This window comes from Sutcliffiella halmapala (genome assembly GCF_002019665.1).
Taxonomy (GTDB): domain Bacteria; phylum Bacillota; class Bacilli; order Bacillales; family Bacillaceae_I; genus Sutcliffiella_A; species Sutcliffiella_A halmapala.
In genome coordinates this window covers 4,084,333-4,102,642 of sequence record NZ_KV917375.1, presented here as the reverse complement: position 1 = coordinate 4,102,642, position 18,310 = coordinate 4,084,333, and the positions used below count along the sequence as shown (strand labels likewise).

General features: G+C 37.6%; 18 protein-coding genes. 16 read left to right on the top strand and 2 right to left on the bottom strand.

Going from position 1 to position 18,310, the window contains the following annotated elements; genetic code table 11:
• The first annotated feature begins 8 nt into the window (after positions 1–8).
• The 3 genes from BK580_RS20135 to BK580_RS20125 all read left to right on the top strand — a co-directional run bounded on the left by BK580_RS20135 (position 9) and on the right by BK580_RS20125 (position 2,296).
• Positions 9–815 (top strand): helix-turn-helix domain-containing protein, encoded by an 807-nt coding sequence (locus BK580_RS20135; protein WP_078382065.1) that lies wholly within the window; start codon positions 9–11, stop codon positions 813–815.
• A gap of 98 nt (positions 816–913) precedes the next feature.
• Entirely contained in the window at positions 914–1,897 is a 984-nt protein-coding gene (locus tag BK580_RS20130) for an MBL fold metallo-hydrolase (protein ID WP_078382064.1), read from the top strand.
• Positions 1,898–1,918: 21 nt separating this feature from the next.
• Positions 1,919–2,296 (top strand): hotdog domain-containing protein, encoded by a 378-nt coding sequence (locus BK580_RS20125; RefSeq protein ID WP_078382063.1) that lies wholly within the window; start codon positions 1,919–1,921, stop codon positions 2,294–2,296.
• Positions 2,297–2,512: 216 nt separating this feature from the next.
• Here BK580_RS20125 and BK580_RS20120 read toward each other — a convergent pair whose 3' ends face one another.
• Positions 2,513–3,370 carry an AraC family transcriptional regulator gene (locus BK580_RS20120; protein WP_078382062.1) on the bottom strand — a complete coding sequence of 286 codons (858 nt, stop codon included), beginning with the start codon at positions 3,368–3,370 and terminating at the stop codon, positions 2,513–2,515.
• A gap of 1,029 nt (positions 3,371–4,399) precedes the next feature.
• On the opposite strand from BK580_RS20120, the gene BK580_RS20115 reads away from it, so the two are divergent.
• The 13 genes from BK580_RS20115 to hxlA all read left to right on the top strand — a co-directional run bounded on the left by BK580_RS20115 (position 4,400) and on the right by hxlA (position 16,822).
• Positions 4,400–5,839 carry a sulfatase family protein gene (locus tag BK580_RS20115; RefSeq protein ID WP_078382061.1) on the top strand — a complete coding sequence of 480 codons (1,440 nt, stop codon included), beginning with the start codon at positions 4,400–4,402 and terminating at the stop codon, positions 5,837–5,839.
• A gap of 288 nt (positions 5,840–6,127) precedes the next feature.
• Positions 6,128–7,132: a LacI family DNA-binding transcriptional regulator gene (locus BK580_RS20110; RefSeq protein WP_078382060.1), complete on the top strand. Its 1,005-nt coding sequence runs from the start codon at positions 6,128–6,130 to the stop codon at positions 7,130–7,132.
• An 18-nt stretch (positions 7,133–7,150) separates the two neighbouring features.
• On the top strand, positions 7,151–8,107 hold the full coding sequence (locus tag BK580_RS20105) for a sugar kinase (RefSeq protein ID WP_078382059.1): 957 nt from the start codon (positions 7,151–7,153) through the stop codon (positions 8,105–8,107).
• 15 nt (positions 8,108–8,122) lie between these two features.
• Complete coding sequence (hxlB, locus tag BK580_RS20100; RefSeq protein WP_078382058.1) at positions 8,123–8,668, top strand: 6-phospho-3-hexuloisomerase; 546 nt, start codon at positions 8,123–8,125, stop codon at positions 8,666–8,668.
• A gap of 10 nt (positions 8,669–8,678) precedes the next feature.
• Positions 8,679–9,689, top strand: a complete 1,011-nt coding sequence (gene allD, locus BK580_RS20095) for an ureidoglycolate dehydrogenase (protein ID WP_078382057.1) — start codon at positions 8,679–8,681, stop codon at positions 9,687–9,689.
• Between the two features lie 76 nt (positions 9,690–9,765).
• Complete coding sequence (locus BK580_RS20090) at positions 9,766–10,755, top strand: TRAP transporter substrate-binding protein (RefSeq protein ID WP_078382056.1); 990 nt, start codon at positions 9,766–9,768, stop codon at positions 10,753–10,755.
• Between the two features lie 75 nt (positions 10,756–10,830).
• Positions 10,831–11,328, top strand: coding sequence for a TRAP transporter small permease (locus tag BK580_RS20085; RefSeq protein WP_235864081.1), 498 nt, complete (start codon positions 10,831–10,833; stop codon positions 11,326–11,328).
• Positions 11,325–12,599, top strand: coding sequence for a TRAP transporter large permease (locus BK580_RS20080; RefSeq protein WP_078382055.1), 1,275 nt, complete (start codon positions 11,325–11,327; stop codon positions 12,597–12,599). The genes BK580_RS20085 and BK580_RS20080 overlap by 4 nt, the downstream gene beginning before the upstream one ends.
• Positions 12,600–12,610: 11 nt before the next feature.
• Positions 12,611–13,630, top strand: a complete 1,020-nt coding sequence (locus BK580_RS20075; RefSeq protein WP_078382054.1) for a zinc-binding alcohol dehydrogenase family protein — start codon at positions 12,611–12,613, stop codon at positions 13,628–13,630.
• A gap of 11 nt (positions 13,631–13,641) precedes the next feature.
• The gene (locus BK580_RS20070; protein ID WP_211279052.1) at positions 13,642–14,268 is read left to right on the top strand and encodes a bifunctional 2-keto-4-hydroxyglutarate aldolase/2-keto-3-deoxy-6-phosphogluconate aldolase; all 627 of its coding nucleotides are present in this window, start codon (positions 13,642–13,644) and stop codon (positions 14,266–14,268) included.
• Between the two features lie 9 nt (positions 14,269–14,277).
• Positions 14,278–15,348: a mannonate dehydratase gene (gene uxuA, locus BK580_RS20065; RefSeq protein WP_078382053.1), complete on the top strand. Its 1,071-nt coding sequence runs from the start codon at positions 14,278–14,280 to the stop codon at positions 15,346–15,348.
• A 2-nt stretch (positions 15,349–15,350) separates the two neighbouring features.
• Positions 15,351–16,187, top strand: coding sequence for an SDR family oxidoreductase (locus BK580_RS20060; protein WP_078382052.1), 837 nt, complete (start codon positions 15,351–15,353; stop codon positions 16,185–16,187).
• Between the two features lie 11 nt (positions 16,188–16,198).
• Positions 16,199–16,822 (top strand): 3-hexulose-6-phosphate synthase, encoded by a 624-nt coding sequence (hxlA, locus tag BK580_RS20055; RefSeq protein WP_078382051.1) that lies wholly within the window; start codon positions 16,199–16,201, stop codon positions 16,820–16,822.
• Positions 16,823–16,908: 86 nt separating this feature from the next.
• Here the strand turns inward: hxlA and BK580_RS20050 are convergent, their stop codons facing one another.
• Positions 16,909–18,159, bottom strand: a complete 1,251-nt coding sequence (locus BK580_RS20050) for a DUF418 domain-containing protein (protein WP_078382050.1) — start codon at positions 18,157–18,159, stop codon at positions 16,909–16,911.
• Between the last annotated feature and the right edge of the window lie 151 nt (positions 18,160–18,310).

The window sequence follows — 18,310 nt, the reverse complement described above, 5'->3', positions numbered from 1 at the left end:
TGAATGATATGGACAAATTTATCTATAAAAAATCGGCCGGTATTACTGCATTGTCAGCAAGTATGACTGATTTTCGGTATAAAAACCACGCTCACCAGGAGTATGCAATCGGTGTAACATTGCGAGGTATTCAACAATATCATTTGGATGGAAGTTTACAATTATCCTATCAAAATGGTGTGATGCTTTTTAATCCAGAACAGGCACATGACGGGATGGCGCATGATGAAACAGGCCTTGATTATGTCATGTTATACATTGAGCCAGAAATGCTTTTAAAGGTTATGGAGAAAAAAGATATGGTCCGTTTTTCAACGCCGATTGTGTATGATGATCGACTGGAACAAAAAATATTAAATCTTGCCAGTGCTATTTTAAGTGAAAAAGATGAGGCATTATGCACGGAATTATTTTTATCCCTCACAGATAGCCTAAATCCAACTAATCTTTCTACAGAATATAAAAAAGATGACGGTCTAATTAGAAAAGCAAAGGAAATTCTTCATACCGACTTAGGTAGTGTTCTTAAACTTGATGTGATATGCAAAGAGCTTAATATATCAAAATATAAGTTTATCAGATTATTCAAGGCTCATACTGGAATTTCACCATACCAATACTTTCTTAACTACAAAGTGGAACGTGCAAAGCGTTTATTAGACAAAAATCGAGATATTTATTCAGCCGTAGCGGAATGTAATTTTGTTGATTTAACCCATTTAAATAAACACTTTAAAAGCGTATATGGAACAACCGCATTCGAATATATGTCCCATATAAATGGAGGAGTGGCTCTCCCAACTAAGCTGAATTAGAGAAATAGCTATTTTGTTCTGAGTATTCTGATTATAATATAGTTGAGTGAACGTTCGATCATCAACGTGTAGTCATGGAATTTAAGGAGGAAAAGCATATGCAGAACTCTACTATTATTTTCATGGAAAGAAAATACCCAAGCGCAAACATGATCCTGATTAAGGATAAGTTACCAATCCTTATTGATACTGGTTTTGGTAGTGATGTGAACGAGACTGAGCAGTTAATTAAGGAAGCAGGTGTTTCACCAGAGGAATTACATCTTATCGTAAACACGCATTATCATAGTGACCATGTAGGAGGAAATTTTCATTTTCAACAAAACTATGGGGTGAAAATTGCTGCGCATCATTGGGACGCTAGTTTAATAAATTCCTGTGATTATGAAGCCTGTAGTGCAGAATGGTTGGATCAACCTGTAGAACCTTATCTGGTTCAGACAAAGCTCTCAGATAATGACGAGATTAATACCGGAAGTAGAATCTTGAAGGTTTTACACACACCAGGTCATACGTTAGGTCATATCTCGTTATATGAACCGGAAGAAGAAATATTAATTTGCGGGGATCTCTTTCACAATAATGATATCGGATGGATTAATATCTTTCGTGAAGGTGTTGGATCTATTCAACGATCGATAGAAAGTTTGGATCGGATTTCTAAACTCCGAATTCAAAAGGCTTATTCAGGACATGGACCCCTAATAGAGAATCCCCAGACTGCCATTGATGCGGCTAGAACAAGGTATGAAAAGTTTCTAAAAACTCCAGAAAAAAATTCATGGCATGCCGTTAAGAGGATCTTTGCATACACATTAATCATTAAAAACGGACTAGCAAAAGAAGAAGTGGATAACTACCTACTAAGCTGTGGCTGGTTCCAAGATTTTGCACGCTACTCCTTCCAACTTCAACCAGAAGAATTTATTCAAGTTCTACTCACTGAAATGCTTCGGTCAGGAGCAGCTAGCTGGCACAATGGTGATTTAATGCCCACCACTCCATACCAAGCCCCACCAAAGAAATGGATCGATAAGAACATCAAGCCGAAAGATTGGAAACTTCAAGATTCACTTACATAATGAAAGAAAGGGGAGATGGATATGTCATTAAAAGTAGGAGATATTATTACGTTTGAACGAACCTTTACAGTAAGGGATGTGGAATTATTTACTGAAGTTTCAGGTGATGAAGGCATTCATCATATCACTCCAGATGAACAAGGAAGACTTGTCGTTCAAGGATTATTAACAGCAACCCTCCCAACTAAAGTAGGTGGGGATTATAACGTAATGGCTCGGAATATGAATTTTGAGTTTTTAAGACCTGTATTTACGGGAGATACCATCATTTGTGAAGTGACCATTGAAAAATACGAAAAGAATGAAAAAGATAGAACTGCTATTTTGGCGAACTTTTCATGCGAAAATCAGCATGAAAAAGAAGTGTTGAAAGGGGATTTTTCGGGGGTAATACTTTAAGCAGTGGGGACGGTTCTAAGTGCTTCCTTTTTGAATGAGTGCCTCGTTTATGATGGCTAAAGGTTCTTTGATGTGTGTTTTACAATTTTTGCATGGACGATGAACCTAGTCTACCAGAATTATATCTATCAAAAAGGAAAGATGAGGATTCAGTCTAACGAATTCCCATCTTTCGTACGTATGACAGCGCACTTATTTTTTGTAAAGTACAAGGTTCTATTTTACGGCAAGCCAAATTTCATTCAATGCATTTGGACTAAAGAGATCAGAATCGATGTAAGCTTCTATGGCTGGAAGCTCAGCTATTTCATATCCATTAGAAGGGATCCATTCTGAATAAATTAGTTTCCAAGCACTGACCATTGCCGTTGGAGCATGCCCATGTACTTCAAAAACGACCCATTTGGATGCGGGGAATTGAAAGCTAGATAATCCATCCGGCACGTCTCCAACATGCTCCGCAGCAACCCAATAATCAATCGTATTTTTATCAGGATTGTAATTGTCAGTCATTCCTAATAAACCCTTAATTTCTCCATTGATAAATTGCATCAGCTTGTTGACTGTTCCATTTGCACTGACTTCACCCCAAAACTCTGGGATACCCGGACCTTCTGTGTCAGTCCCACATGGACATTCACGTTTTACTCCAATTACTTGGAAAGCGTCTCTTTCAATAATTTTATATTTCATCGGTTCTGCTCCTTTCAAATTCACCTGTATCCTCAGGCGGTTATAAGATTGTAGCTTCCCAATCCCTTTTCGCGCTTCACTCGGAGTCATTCCATGCTGTTTACGAAAAGCTTTTGAGAAAGCTTCGGGAGTTTCGTAGCCATATTTAAAAGCAAGGTCGATAATTTTGCTAGCTGTGCTGGTTAACTCTTGGGCTGCCAAGGTTAAACGGCGTCGTCGAAGATAGTCTCCGACAGATAAATCGGTCAAGATCATAAACGTACGTTGAAAGTGAAAAGGAGATGCATTTGCATGTTTCGCTATCTCCTCAATCGTTAGAGGCTCTAGTAAATGTTCCTCCATGTAGTCTATTGCCTTTTGTAACGATTCTACCAATGCCATCTGCTTCAACTCCTACAAATATAATAAGTTTAATGTGGACAAAATGCCTGTTAATTTGTGCTCTGTTTGGACAGGATTTATAGCTGCACTTAGCTTCGTAATTTAAGTGAAATTCTTCAGAACATCTTTTATACTAGGACCTATTATAGCCAATTTTTGTTTAAAGAAGGAAGCAGTGGTGAAGGTTCTCTAAGTAGTTCGGTTGATGAGAAGTAGAAAAACCGAATTAATAAGGTCAATATCAAGCTAATTCGCATACTTTTAGACAACAATTTCACACAGAAAAACGCAGGGGTTTTAGCATCCGCTGCGTTTTTTATAATCTAATGACCAGTTCTTCAACTAACACAGCTTTAGTAGAAGAGGAGGTAAATCAATTTTTATTTAAGACTCCCTTGCTTGAAACTTCACTTGTTTGTGATATGGTGTTCACCATAATACATCAAAATGAGGTTCTCTTGGAAAACTCACTTTCTTTTAATATGATGTCTTGCCCTTGATCGGCGGTACCAACAAAAGTAAAATAAGCGGAGATTTTCCGGTTAAATATCGAATGGTGCTCGTTTTGGGGTAAATAAGGGGAGGTTTTCCGATTAAGCATCGCAAAATCCCTCATTTTCGCATTTTTCGAGTTAATAGGCGGAATCTCTCCGTTTATTTAAGCTTTTTTTTATAATAATGACGAATTAAGTGGAATTTTTCCGTCTATTTATCAGCTAGGATCTTTAACCTGATTCTTGATTCCCTAAAATAAACCTTCATTCCCGTAGATAAATCTACTAATTGATTTCAGCATTTGCAACGTTATAGCCAATGCTTTTAACACAAATTTTATAGTGTGACCAAGATAGCCCTTTTAAATGTTAAGGGTTCTTTTGTGTGTTTATTTTACAAATTTTGTATGGGTAATATACTTGTCCCTGTGTCCACCCACGATAGATCAAAAAGATTTAGACTTGAAATTTAATAGTAAGAATATACAATTAATTTAAACGCTAAATTAATTATTAGAAAGGGAAGGGTACCAATATGAAAATTTTATATATCGATATCGATTCTCTTCGTCCTGATCATTTAGGATGTTATGGTTATCACCGTGAAACTTCTCCCAATATTGATAAATTAGCAAAGCGAGGAGTGCGTTTTACAAATTATTATGCATCAGATGCGCCGTGCGCTCCTTCTCGTACCGCATTATTTAGTGCAAAATATGGCATTCATAATGGTGTAGTGAACCATGGGGGACGTCAAGCAGATATACGTCCAATTGGGGCAGAACGACCTTTTAACTATCATGGGACCGAACACCAGGCATGGGTCGACGTCTTAAGGTCTATTGGATTTCATACAGCAATGATTAGTCCGTTTCCAGGCCTTCATGCAGCTTGGCATGTGCTACAAGGCTTTGTGGAAACACATGATACAGGTAAGCATGCCGGGGAAAAAGCAGGAGATGTAGCGGAAGAAGCGTTACGTTGGATTGAGGAAAGAGGTACGGAGAAAGAGGATTGGTTTTTATATCTTAATTTCTGGGATGCACATACCCCTTACCGAACTCCTGAAGAATATGGAAATCCTTTCGAACATGATCCTGCTCCAGACTGGTTAACAGAGGAAATTATTGCAAAACAGAGAGAAGGTTATGGGCCAAGGAGTATTCGTGACCTCCCTGGTGGCCAGTGGCCAGGACTCCCGAGTGAGATAACGTGTCGGGAGGATTTTAAAAAGTGGATTGATGGGTATGATACAGCGATTCGTTATGTCGACGATCATATTGGAAAAATTGTTCAAGCATTGGATAAGAAGGGCATCTTAGAGGAAACCATCATCGTTATTTCAGCTGATCATGGGGAAAATCAAGGAGAACTTAATATATATGGTGATCATCATACAGCAGATTATATAACAAGTCGCATTCCTTGTATTATAGCTGGACCTGGAATAAAAGCTGGTCATGTCGAAGAGGATTTCCATTATCAAATCGATTTTGGACCAACTTTTGTCGAATATGCCGGAGGTCAGCCAAGAGGAAAATGGGATGGCCAAAGCTTCTTACCTGCTTTGACAGAAGGAAAGTCAATAGGTCGTCCATATCTCGTTGTGAGCCAAAACGCATGGAGTTGTCAGCGATCCGTTCGATTTGATAATTGGATCCTAATCAGAACCTATCATGATGGCTTCAAGGAATTACCTAAGCTCATGCTTTTTGATATAGAAAACGATCCACACGAGCTTCATAATCTTGTAGACAAACGCCAAGATATAGTAGCTCAAGGACTAATACTTCTGGATGAATGGGTAGCGGAACAGATGCTCATATCTGATTCTCCAGTTGACCCGATGTGGGTGGTCATGCACGAAGGTGGTCCCTTTCACACTCGAGGCAATACACTAGAGAACTATTTGGAAAAACTACGTAAAGAAGAGCGTTATGCTGCTGCAAATAGATTAGAGCGTCTGTATCGATGAAACAGTGGTGACGGTTCTGTGGATAATAGGTTTCTGGTCCGTCAATTTTGTTGTATAAGGTATTAAGCTAATTTTTCAAATAATGAAATCAAGAAAATTCTTGCATATGGTGTGCAAGGATTTTTTTGTTATTTTAATGAAGCTTGAACGTGATAATCTGTATAATCGATTTAAAAAGTCTGATAGTTTAGTTTTTTTGCAAAAAAACAGTTGATTTTTGAAAGGGTTTTCATTTATAATTCTACTAAACCGATTTACTAAACCGATTTACTAGTGAGGAAATTAAAAATGAAGAAAGTAACAATGCAAGATGTAGCAAAAAAAGCTAATGTATCAAAAAGTACAGTTTCACAATTCATAAATTGTCGTTATGAATATATGGCTGAGGACACAAAAAAACGTATTGAGCAAGCAATTTATGAACTTGGGTATATCCCAAATCAAATTGCAAAGAGCTTGAAGCAAAAGAAAACTTCAACGATTGGAGTTATAGTTGCAAATATTCTTCACATGTTTTCAACAGAAATAATACGTTCAATCGAAGATGTTTGTGAAAATAACGATTTTCATCTATTTGTGTGTAATGCAGATGATGATCCGAAAAAAGAGCGAAGTTATATTGAAATGTTAATGGCAAAGCAAGTGGATGGATTAATCATTTTTCCTACTAGCGGGAATGCTGATTTGTATGAAAAAATAAAAAAATCCAATTTTCCGATTGTCTTCTTAGACCGTAAAATGGACCCGCCTATTTACCCTATCTTGATGTTAGATAATGAAAAAGCAGCACAGCTTGCAGTTGACCCAATTATTCAAAGTGGAAAGACTAAAATTGGTTTAGTTAGTACATCAGTAACAAGAGGGATAACACCTAGAATGGAACGAATAGCTGGATTTGAAAAGGTATTAGTTAATAATGGATTACCTTTAAATAAGGATTGGATTATAACAGCAGATCGACATGAAATTGTTGATCGTTTAGAAAAAGTTTGGGAAGGTGAGGATCGTCCGAGTGCTTTTTTTGCTACAAATGATTTGTCGTTAATTGAACTGTTGAAATTTTTGAAGGCGAAGAACCTTCGTATCCCTGAAGATGTAAGCGTTACAGCAATCGATGATTCACCATTTTTAGATTTTTCAACCCCTCCAATAACCGTAGTAAAGCAACCAACCTTTGAAATGGGAAAAGATGCAGCAATAAAAATACTAGAGTTGATTGGTAATAAACAACTGGATGAAGAATATGAGATTAAAAGATATTTGCCATCGTTGATTAAGAGGGGATCAGTGTAGCAGCAAGGAGAATGTAGAATGTCATCACAATTTAATGTATTAACAATTGGCGACGCTATGATTACTATGAATCCTGTGACAACAGGCCCTTTACGTTATGTCACTCATTTTGAGCGCAAGATGGGTGGAGCAGAATTGAATTTTGCCATTGGCTGTGCACGGCTTGGCATTACTAGTAGATGGGTGAGTCGTCTTGGTAAAGATGAATTTGGTAGAGTTATATATAATTTTGCTCGTGGTGAGGGTGTCGATATGTCACAAGTGAACTTTGTTGATGGACACCCCACATCGTTAAATTTTAAAGAGATTCAAGCGGATGGTTCAGGAAAAACAAATTACTATCGCTATCAGTCTCCTATTCTAACTATTTCACCTGAGGACATAACAGACGAGATGTTTGATGGAATCAATCTAATTCATTTAACAGGTGTTTACTTAGCGATAGATGAAAAAAACAGACATATTGTTATGGAAATTATAAAAAGAGCAAAAGCGAAAAGCATTCCTATTTCGTTCGATCCAAACATCCGACTAAAACTATGGACAATGGAGGAAGCGCGAAAAGTTTATGAAATGATTTTTCCGAATGTAGACATTTTATTAACAGGTTTAGATGAAATTCGTTTGATTACAGGTAAAGATTCGAAGAAAGAACTAGCAGAACTTGCCCATCACTATAATATTCGTGATTTCGTTATTAAAGATGGTGGGAATGGATCCATGCTTTATCGCAATGGTGAATGGACAAAAGGAGAAGCCTTCAAAATTTCAGTCGTTGACACAGTAGGTGCTGGAGATGGTTTTGATGCTGGCTATATTTATGCGTACTTACACAATTATGAGCCGAAAGAAATCTTGCGCTTTGCCAATGGTGTAGGAGCACTTGTCACAAATGTATCCGGAGATAATGAAGGATTACCATATTTAGATGAAGTAATAGCTTTCATACAAAATGACCCAATAATTGAACGATGAAAGGAGGAGCATTGAATGAACACGATTTCTACTATTTTAGATGAATTGAGGACAGTTTGTAGCCAAGTTTCAGAGGAAGAATACAGTGCACTTGTTCAATTGCTTCAGGAAGATCGAACCTTTTATTTTGCAGGTGAAGGTCGTTCTGGCTTAGTTGCAAAAGCAATAGCTATGCGATTAATGCATGGTGGAAAACGAGTGTTTGTTATTGGAGAGACTACAACGCCAGCGATTGGGTCTTCAGATGTATTAATCGTTTTATCTGGATCTGGTAAAACAGCGCAAACTGTACACATTGGTGAAAGCGCTTTTAAAGTTGGTGCGCATGTATTTCTTGTTACAACGAATCGGGATGCTCTTAGTAGTACATGGTGTAGTGGTGGTCTCCTTATTCCAGCTGCTACTAAGCATCGCCTGCCTAGTGAACCATCTACCATACAGCCATTAGGAAATCAATTCGATCAATCTGCACATATTCTTTTAGATGCAGCAATTATTGATAGTTTACAATCATCCTCCTTGCAGGAAGAGATGAAGAAGATACATTTGAATTTAGAGTAGGGGGATCAAGATGTCAAAAGTAGTTATTCCACATGAAGAAGCAAAAGAATTAGTAGTAAAGAAATTAAAAGGAGCAGGGGTGAATAAAGAAAACGCTGAAAAAATAGCAGCGATTCTTGTTCATGCCGATTTGCGTAATGTTAATTCTCATGGCGTACTTCGAACAGAGCATTATGTTAGCCGAATTCAAGCGGGTGGAATTAATCCAAATGCTAACATTGAATTCAAAAAAACAGGTCCAGTTACTGGAATCGTTGATGGAGATGATGGTTTTGGCCATGTAATTAGTGATATTGCTATGCAACATGCAATGGATATGGCAAAAGAAAATGGTGTTGGAATGGTCACAGCAATAAATAGCAGCCATTGTGGAGCGTTAAGTTACTTTGTTCAAAAAGCTGCAGAACAAAATCTGATTGGGATTGCGATGACTCATACAGATAAAATTGTTGTTCCATTTGGTGGAAAAGAATCATTTTTAGGAACAAACCCAATAGCCTATGGTGTTCCTGCAAAAACAAAAAAGCCTATGATCCTAGACATGGCAACGTCAAATGTAGCATTTGGAAAAATCCTTCAGTATCAGGAAGAAGGAAAGGAAATACCTGCTGGTTGGGGTGTGGATGAAAATGGTGAAACAGTAACTGACCCAACAAAAGTGGCTTCTTTATCACCATTTGGTGGCCCTAAAGGGTATGGCCTATCTCTTATCGTTGATATCTTCTCTGGTTTATTAGCTGGAGCTGCTTTTGGCCCACATGTTGCTAAAATGTATGGTGATTTAGATAAAAAGCGTAAGCTTGGACATTATTTCTGTGCGATTAACCCTGGATTCTTTACAGATACTAATACATTTTTAGAACAAATGGATCAAATGATGGAAGAATTACGAAATGTTCCGCCAGCTCCTGGTTTTTCTCAAGTATTTGTACCTGGAGAAATCGAGCAATTAAATGAAGAAAAAAATCTAGAAGAAGGTATTTCAATTGCAACAACGGTTTATGAGTACTTAAAAAAATAATAGTTGAAATGGGTAACCAAAGGCTGCCTTTTTCAAGAAATATAATAAAACAATATATTACTAGGGGGAAAAACGAATGAAGAAATGGAGTTTAGTATCTGCAATTTTAGCTGTCATGCTAATGTTAACTGCGTGCGGTGGTGGTTCTACTAGTACAGAGGGGAAAGTAGTTAAATGGAAATTAGGACATTTATCGGATGAAAATCATATCTGGCACAAAACAGCTGTGAAGTTTGCTGATTCTGTGAAAGAAAAAACAGATGGTCAAATTGAAATTAATATATATCCGAATAATTCATTAGGTGGAGAAACAGATACAATTAATGCGATCCAAGCAGGAACAGCAGACATGGTTATATCTGGAGAAACATTACAAAACTGGGCTCCAAAAGCTGCGTTAATGGCAGTTCCTTATGCATTTAAAGATTTAGAACATGTGAAAACCGTTGTTGAAGGTGAATTGGGTGAAGAGATTGAAGCCGAAATTAAAGAAAAGGCCCAATTAACCACGTTATATTATCATACTCGTGCACCACGTAATTTAACATCTAACGATCCTATTAAAACTCCAGCTGACTTAAGTGGATTTAGCATGCGCGTTCCAAATGTTCCCTTATTCTTGAAAGCATGGGAAGCTGCGGGTGCGAAACCTCAAGTTATGGACTTTAATGAAGTATTTACTGGCGTACAGCAAGGAGTTATTGATGGTCAGGAAAACCCAGTAGACTTAATCAAAAGTGGCGCTTTATATGAAATTCAAAATTACGTAAATAGAACTGAGCATGTTTATTCTTGGATTTATATTTTAGTAGGAAATAAGCAATGGGATTCATTAACGGATGAACAACGCGAAGCTGTATTAGAAGCAGCTAAAGAAGCTCAAGCTTATGGTGACGAGCTATACGAACAAGAAATTGGAGCGATTGAAGAAGCTTTGAAAGCAGAAGGAATGGAATTCATTGATGTTGATCAAGAAGCTTTCCGTGAAGCAATGCTCCCAGCTATTCAATCCTCATTAACAGAAGAGCAATTGGATTTATATGAAAGAATTTTAGCGGCTGAATAAGATGTCGTTTGAAAGGCACCGTTGAGAGAACTACGTTCAACAGTGCCTTTCCTCTAGAAAGGAGAGTAATGCTAAATGATGAATATTTTAAAATGGATAACTCGAATTCTAGCCTTTTTAACAATTGTCTGTTTTTCGGGGGTTATTGTTATAGTAATGGTTCAAATATTATCCCGTTACTTTCCTTACTCGTATGTTTGGACAGAGGAGTTAACGCGATATTTATTCTTGTATGGAATTTGTTTCGGAGCACCACTTGCATTACTTCGAAATGAATATATCAACGTAGATGTTATTATAGGTAGATTTTCTGAAAAAGTGAGAAGATATTACGACGTAGGTATAAATTTTACGATTCTTATATTAAGTGCAATTATGGTAAAAGAAGGATATGCATTTATTCAATTAGGAAAGAGTCAAGCTTCTGCGACGATGCCTTTTCAAATGTCAGTTATACATGCAGGCATTTTTATTATGAGTTTATTCTTATTCCTGTTTTCTTTAGTCAGAATTGGATTTTTACTGAGTAACAAAAAGAATGATTATGAAGTCGAAGGAGGTGGGGAAATATGATGGCCCTAATATTATTCATTTCTTTTCTCATTTTAATTTTTCTAGGTGTCCCAGTGGCATTTAGCTTAGGTCTCTCATCCCTTATTTATTTAATATTCGCTGATATCCCGTTAGCAATTATTCCACAAAAAATGTTCACAGGGTTAAATTCATTTGTACTACTTTGTATTCCCGGATTTATTCTGGCAGGAAATTTAATGAACGCAGGTGGTATTACAGACAGGATTATTGCATTTGCAAATAGCATTCTTGGTCGTATCCGTGGTGGTTTAGGGTTAGCAAATGTTGGTGCTTCAATGGGTTTTGCTGGAATTTCAGGTACTGCACTTGCGGATACAGCTAGTATTGGAGGAATACTTATCCCAGCGATGAAGAAGGAGGGCTATGGAGCAGGGTTTTCTGCAGCGGTTACAGCATCTTCTTCAGTGGTAGGACCAATTATCCCACCGTCACTTCCGATGATAATCGTTGGTACATTAGCTTCCCTTTCAATTGGTGATTTATTTTTGGCTGGTGCAGTACCAGGAATTTTAATTGGTTTAGGGTTAATGATTCCAACTTATTTAATTTCGGTCAAAAGGAATTATCCAAAAGGGGAAAAGAAATCATTAAAAGAAGTTTGGAAAAGTTTCACAGGCGCATTTTGGGCGCTATTAATGACCCTTATTATTTTATACGGAATTTTAGGTGGCTATTTCACACCAACTGAGGCATCGATTGTTGCTGTTATCTATGCTCTAATTGTAGGAATATTTATTTGTAAGGAATTACCAATTAGAAAAATTCCAGCAATAATGGTTCAGACAATGTCTTCAACTGCTTCGATTATGTTACTTGTAGGATTTGCTAACCTTTTTGGCTGGATTTTGGTAAGTGAACGTATTCCACAAATGGTTGCTGATCTTATTTTAGGGATATCAACTAATTCTGTGATTGTTATTTTACTGATTATTTTATTAGTCCTTTTTGTTGGTACTTTCATGGAAACGATTGCTGGATTAGTTATTCTTTTCCCAGTGTTACTACCTGTTGCTTCAACGATTGGTATGGACCCTATCCAATTTGGGGTTACGATGGTGTTAGCAATGGTAATTGGTCTTGTTACTCCACCAGTCGGTGTTTGCTTATTCGTAGCCTCGCAAATAGGTAGGGTTTCGATGGGAAAGGTTACGCTAGAATTAATTCCATTTATTGGTGTGATGCTTATCGTGCTGCTCCTGGTAGCTTTTGTACCTCAAATAACATTATTCTTACCAAGTCTATTTAATTAAGAGGTGAAAAAATGAAAGCAGTACAAATTAAAAATGCAATGGAAATGGTATTAATGGATATTGACCAACCTGTTATTACAAAAGTAGATGAAGTACTTGTAAAAGTGAAACGTGTTGGTATTTGTGGCTCAGATATGCATATCTATCATGGAACAAACCCACTTGCAACATATCCACGTGTGGTAGGTCATGAAGTAACTGGGGAAGTTGTGGCTATCGGTGAAGGGGTATCCCAATTGAAGGTTGGCGATCATGTCATTGTTGAACCTATCCGCTATTGTGGTGAATGTTATGCATGTCGTAAGGGGCGTCCAAATGTTTGTGAAAAGTTATCGGTGTTTGGTGTACACGAAGATGGGGGAATGCGAGAATATTTCGTACTCCCTGAAAAACAACTACATGCTGTTGACCCAACCCTTGATTGGGATGAGATTGTGCTCGCTGAACCGTATACAATTGGTGCACAAGCGGTTTGGCGCGGAAATGTTGAAGAAGGGGATACCGTGCTAGTCCAAGGTTGTGGACCAATTGGAATATGTATTTTAAAAATGGCGAAGCATGTAGGGGCTCGTGTCATGATGACGGATCTAAAAGAAGAGAGATTAGCATTTGCGAAAGAAAATGGTGCTGATTGGGTAATTCATGCTGGAACTGAATCGGTTGAAGAGAAGGTAATGGAGTATACGAATGGGGAGGGGGCTAATGTCGTCATAGACGCAGTGTGCCTACCGCAAACATTTGAATTAAGTATACGGGTCGCATCTATTGCAGGAACTGTTGTATGCCTTGGATTTGATGAACGCCCTTCAGCGGTTGCCCAATTGCCAATCACGAAAAAAGAAATAACAATTGTAGGTTCGCGCTTGCAAACGGATCAATTTAAGAAAGTCGTTAGTTTATTAAATGAAGAAAGATTACAGTCCAATGGCTTAATTACTCATAAATTTCCTTTGAAAGATGTTCAGCAGGCATTCACATTTGTTGAAGAGAATCCTGATCTTGTTAGAAAAGCACTTATTGTTTTTGAATAGGAGGTATAAGTGTGATTCAGAAATTCGAAGTATTGCAATCTTTATCTAAAATGAAATTAGTTGCTGTTATTCGAGGAAAAGACGCAGAAGAAGCAATTTCCATTTCAAAGGCAGCCATTAAAGGTGGAGTTAATGCCATTGAAGTTACTTATACAACACCAAATATTGAACGAGTATTTGATGCATTAGCAGATGAACAAGCCGTAGTTGGTGCAGGAACCGTGTTGGATGCAGAAACGGCTCGACATGCATTACTTCATAGCGCAAAATTTATTGTTAGTCCACATTTCAGCAAGGAGATAAGTGAACTATGTAATCGCTATTCAGTTCCCTACCTGCCAGGCTGCTTAACCATTTCTGAGATTGTACGTGCCTTAGAAAGTGGTTGTGATATTGTAAAGCTATTTCCAGCAAACAATATGGATCCATCCTTCATTAAGTCTGTAAATGGGCCGATTCCACAAGTCAGAATGATGCCAACTGGAGGAATTCATACTGGGAATATTACCGAGTGGTTAGATGCAGGAGCTTTCGCAGTTGGAATTGGAAGTGATTTAACAAAGGCGTATCACAAAGGTGGAGAAGCAGCAGTAATTGACCTTTGTCAAAAATATTTAGATGTAATTAATAAGAAGTAGGTGTCCAACATGAACATGACATTCCGTTGGTATGGTAAAGGTAATGACACAGTTACTCTTGAACAAATAAAGCAGATTCCAAATGTAAAGGGAATTGTCTGGGCACTCCATGAAAAGCCAGTTGGAGAGATCTGGACGAAGGCTGAAATTAAAAAAGAAGTGTCGTATATTGAATCCTACGGTTTCCACGCAGAAGTAGTTGAAAGTGTAAATATTCATGAATCGATAAAGCTTGGAAATGAACAACGTGACGAATATATAGAAAACTACAAACAAACAATCCGTAATCTTGGCGAGTTTAATGTAAAAGTAATTTGTTATAATTTCATGCCTGTTTTTGATTGGATACGAACTGATTTATTTCATCCACTACCAGATGGTTCTACAGCATTATTTTATGACAAACAAAAGTTGGATTCAATTGGACCGAAAGAATTGGTTGAGTTGTTTTCATCTGCATCATCAATGACCTTGCCAGGCTGGGAACCAGAAAAATTAGGTCGAATTCAAGAGTTATTTGAGGCATATAAAGGGATAGATGAAGAACAACTCTGGGAAAACTTGCGTTATTTCTTACAAGAGATTTTGCCAGTTTGTGAAGAGTGCGGGATTAAAATGGCGATTCATCCTGATGATCCACCATGGTCACTTTTCGGATTGCCACGCATCATGACAGGTGGAGCAAGCTTGAAGAAATTATTAGCCATCTCAAATTCCCCAGCCAACGGAATTACGTTCTGTACAGGTTCTTTAGGTTCGAATCCGGAGAATGACATGGTTGCTCTTGCCAGTAAATATATTAATCGTTCGCCTTTTGCACATATTCGTAATGTGAAAATTTATGATAATGGTAGCTTTATAGAAACATCTCATCTTACTGAGGATGGTTCCATAAATATCTCAGGTGTCATGAAAGAACTTGCTGAACAAAATTACGATGGATATGTAAGACCTGACCACGGCCGCCATATTTGGGATGAAGATTGCCGCCCAGGCTATGGATTATATGATCGTGCTTTAGGAATTATGTATTTAAATGGTTTATGGGACGCTTTTAATTTGAAAGAAATGGAGGAATAGTAATGATTCCAGTACATGGTAATATACAAGGACGAGTTGCTGTCGTTACAGGTGGCAGTGGTGTCCTATGTTCGGAGATGTGTCGTGAGCTTGCCAGACATGGCGTAAAAGTAGCTATTCTAAACCGGACTGTCGAAAAAGGTGAAGTGGTAGCTGAGGAGATTCGTTCCAATGGTGGAAAAGCTATAGCAATAGCTGCCAATGTATTAGATCGTTCATCATTAGAGAATGCGAGAGAAGTGATACTTTCGCAGTTTGGAAGATTAGATATTTTAATTAATGGTGCAGGAGGAAATCATCCAGATGCAATCACAGCTATGGAAACTTATGGCGAGGCAGTGGAAGGGAAATCTTTCTTTGATTTAGAAGGAGATGGCTTCTCACAAGTATTTGCAAGCAATTTTACAGGGACGTTTTTAACAAGCCAAGTATTTGGCGAAATGCTACTGGAACAAGAAACACCTGTCATCATTAATATATCATCGATGAGTGCATACTCACCAATGACAAAGGTTCCTGCTTATAGTGCAGCAAAATCAGCGATTAATAATTTTACAATGTGGATGGCTACCCATTTTGCAGAAACTGGTTTGAGGGTAAATGCGATAGCACCAGGTTTCTTTTTAACAAAGCAAAATCGTAATCTATTAATGACTGAAGATGGTTCTTTAACAGAAAGATCGAATAAAATTATGACACATACACCGATGAGACGTTTTGGAAAACCAGAAGATTTGTTAGGTACATTGTTATGGCTAGTTGATGAGTCCTATTCTGGATTTGTGACAGGCATTACTGTGCCAGTTGATGGTGGGTTCATGGCCTATTCTGGGGTTTAGGAGGGCTATTGATGAAAATTCAACTTGCATTAGACCGATTAACTGCACAAGAATGTTTCCGTATTGTGGATGCCACTGTGGGAACGATTGATTGGATTGAGATCGGCACAGGCGTTATTAAAGAGTATGGAATGGCAATTATTCGAGAAATGAAAGAAAAATACCCCAATGCCACAATAGTAGCAGATATGAAAACTTGTGATGCGGGTAAGCATGAAGCGACGCAAGCCTTTAATTCAGGAGCAGACATAATGACTGTTATGGCTTTTGCCTCCGACCAAACGATTCGTGAAACATTAGCAATAGCTCGTGATTATGGAAAACGAGTAATGATTGATTTATTAGGTGTTGATTCGCCTAAGCGAGTAGAGGAGCTTGTAGCTATAGGCGTGGATTTAGTCTGCCTACATAAAGGAAAAGACATGCAACAAGAAGGAGAATTTGCGTCAAAGGATCTTTTTCAGCTTGTTGAAGGAGTTAGAGGAATGGAAGTTGCCATTGCTGGTGGTATTAACATTGAATCTGCATCAGCTCTGAAAGGTTCATTGGTTGATATACTTATCGTAGGTAGTGCGATTACGGCAAGTGATAATCCAGAAGCTACATGTAAAGAAATTAGACAATCAATTACTTAAGTGTAGTAGTCAAAAAGAGTAGAGTCATTTTATCATTGACTCTACTCTTTTTTATATGCAAGGAGATAATAGGGACAGGTTAATTTTTACAAGATGGTTGACGAATCTTTCCCCGTATTCATTTTTGCCGCACTCTTTCGTAAGCTACGGTATGTTAACGTACGCCACACCCATTCTAAAGGACCATAGCGGAAATATTTTAACCATAGGTAACTTCCTAGTATTTGTAAAGGGAAAACGATCAAGCTTATCATAATCCCTATTCGTAAGTTAATTTCCCCATACGGACCTATACCAACAAACAGTCCAACACCAATCAATGTTTGAAAGATGTAATTCGTTAAAGCCATTCTTCCGATATAACGAAGCGGATGTAGGAGCCTTTTCCAAATCGCCTTTTGTAATAACAATAGAATAGTAGAAACATAAACAAAAGAAAGACTTAACCCACTTATCATCAACAGGGATTCAATCATTTGAGAATTTAACACCCCGAAATCTAGTATTCTCAAATGTAATAAGATAATACCAGTACTAATTGGGATGCTAATAAAAAAACTGTAGAACCATACACGTTTTACAAAGTTTTTATGTACAGGGAAGTTGTGAAATACTCCTCGCTTCGCAACATACAACCCGATTAAAAACATATATAAGGAAGTAATAATATTAAATGGGACATTTAGCAAAACGGGAATGACTTCGCTTGAAAATCGAAAGGATAACCATTCTACGTAGCTACCGTTTTGATACACTTCAATTGCTTCCTCAACTTTCATGACTCCTTCAGTTTGCAAACTAGTTATTTGTTGGTCGACAGAGTCAGCTGAACTAAAAAAGCTTAACGAAAGGAGAATAATCATGACGATGGTAAAGGACAATAACCAAATGAGTATTGTTTTCTCTTTCCTTTTGTAAAAGAAAATTAGTAGAAATCCAGCTAATGCATATCGTAAAAGGATATCTCCATACCAAAATAAGACAAGGTGGAGGAATCCGAATAATGCTAATACTAGTAATCTACGTGAAAACAATCGATAAAAGCGTCCCGTTTTCTCCTCAGCACGGTTCATAAAAATGTAAAAGCCTACTCCAAATAATAAAGAAAAGATCGTGAAAAATTTTGTTTCCACAAACACGTCTAACAGCATCCGCAAAAATTGGTCTGTTTTACTTAGTTCCGGCGAAATCAGATACAAATCGTGAATTAATCCTGGCGACTGAAATAGCGGTATATTCACTAACAAAATTCCAAATAAAGCAAAACCTCTAATAATATCTAGCGAAACAATACGGTCCTTCGTAGATATGGGAGATGTTTCGGTACCATTATTCAAGTAATTACCTCCTTTTAGGGTAGAGGGGACAGGTATTATCGACTTTAGGCTCTGTTATGGTTCATTGTTGATTTTCGTGTAGGTATGAGAATTCATAGGCGGAGAATTTCCGGCTAATGTATATAGATGGAGCTTAAGTAGCAGATATAAA

Excerpts from the sequence above, each read along its gene's own strand:
- BK580_RS20090 (WP_078382056.1), top strand. The coding sequence starts at position 9,766 with ATGAAGAAATGGAGTTTAGTATCTGCAATTTTAGCTGTCATGCTAATG.
- BK580_RS20105 (WP_078382059.1), top strand. The coding sequence starts at position 7,151 with ATGTCATCACAATTTAATGTATTAACAATTGGCGACGCTATGATTACT.
- BK580_RS20135 (WP_078382065.1), top strand. The coding sequence starts at position 9 with ATGGACAAATTTATCTATAAAAAATCGGCCGGTATTACTGCATTGTCA.
- BK580_RS20060 (WP_078382052.1), top strand. The coding sequence starts at position 15,351 with ATGATTCCAGTACATGGTAATATACAAGGACGAGTTGCTGTCGTTACA.
- BK580_RS20130 (WP_078382064.1), top strand. The coding sequence starts at position 914 with ATGCAGAACTCTACTATTATTTTCATGGAAAGAAAATACCCAAGCGCA.
- BK580_RS20075 (WP_078382054.1), top strand. The coding sequence starts at position 12,611 with ATGAAAGCAGTACAAATTAAAAATGCAATGGAAATGGTATTAATGGAT.
- allD (WP_078382057.1), top strand. The coding sequence starts at position 8,679 with ATGTCAAAAGTAGTTATTCCACATGAAGAAGCAAAAGAATTAGTAGTA.
- uxuA (WP_078382053.1), top strand. The coding sequence starts at position 14,278 with ATGAACATGACATTCCGTTGGTATGGTAAAGGTAATGACACAGTTACT.
- BK580_RS20115 (WP_078382061.1), top strand. The coding sequence starts at position 4,400 with ATGAAAATTTTATATATCGATATCGATTCTCTTCGTCCTGATCATTTA.
- BK580_RS20120 (WP_078382062.1), bottom strand. The coding sequence starts at position 3,370 with ATGGCATTGGTAGAATCGTTACAAAAGGCAATAGACTACATGGAGGAA.
- BK580_RS20125 (WP_078382063.1), top strand. The coding sequence starts at position 1,919 with ATGTCATTAAAAGTAGGAGATATTATTACGTTTGAACGAACCTTTACA.
- hxlA (WP_078382051.1), top strand. The coding sequence starts at position 16,199 with ATGAAAATTCAACTTGCATTAGACCGATTAACTGCACAAGAATGTTTC.
- BK580_RS20085 (WP_235864081.1), top strand. The coding sequence starts at position 10,831 with ATGATGAATATTTTAAAATGGATAACTCGAATTCTAGCCTTTTTAACA.
- BK580_RS20080 (WP_078382055.1), top strand. The coding sequence starts at position 11,325 with ATGATGGCCCTAATATTATTCATTTCTTTTCTCATTTTAATTTTTCTA.
- hxlB (WP_078382058.1), top strand. The coding sequence starts at position 8,123 with ATGAACACGATTTCTACTATTTTAGATGAATTGAGGACAGTTTGTAGC.
- BK580_RS20110 (WP_078382060.1), top strand. The coding sequence starts at position 6,128 with ATGAAGAAAGTAACAATGCAAGATGTAGCAAAAAAAGCTAATGTATCA.